Raw genomic sequence first — 396 nt, 5'->3', positions numbered from 1 at the left:
CTCGTCGAAGTGACGAAGGAACGAAGATGAGACCAAAACCCTTGGCCGCGAAGGCCACGCCCGGAGAGCGGGTTGTGAAGGACATTCGGCGGGCGACGCGCCGGCATTTCTCGGCGGAAGACGAGATCCGGATCGTGCTGGACGGCCTGCGCGGGGAGGACAGCATCGCTGAGCTCTGCCGCAAGGAAGGCATCGCCCAGAGCCTGTACTACGTGTGGTCCAAGGAGTTCATGGAGGCGGGCAAGCGCCGCCTGGCGGGCGATACGGCCCGGGCGGCGACCACGGACGAGGTCAAGGACCTGCGGCGGGAATCGACGGCCCTGAAAGAGGTGGTGGCCGAGCAGGCGCTCGAGATCCGCCTGCTCAAAAAAAGCATGATCGCCGATGGGGGCGACG

The 396-nt window shown here is 65.9% G+C and carries 1 pseudogene; it reads left to right on the top strand.

Annotation, left to right across the window (positions count from 1 at the left end):
• Positions 1-26 precede the first annotated feature (26 nt).
• Positions 27-396 (top strand): annotated as a pseudogene (locus AX690_RS11670) (transposase); the annotation flags it as partial.

The sequence above is a fragment of the Caulobacter sp. CCH9-E1 genome (genome assembly GCF_001556515.1).
Taxonomy (GTDB): Bacteria; Pseudomonadota; Alphaproteobacteria; order Caulobacterales; family Caulobacteraceae; genus Caulobacter.
The sequence above is the reverse complement of the archived record's forward strand: the minus strand, read 5'-3'. Positions and strand labels throughout refer to the sequence as shown.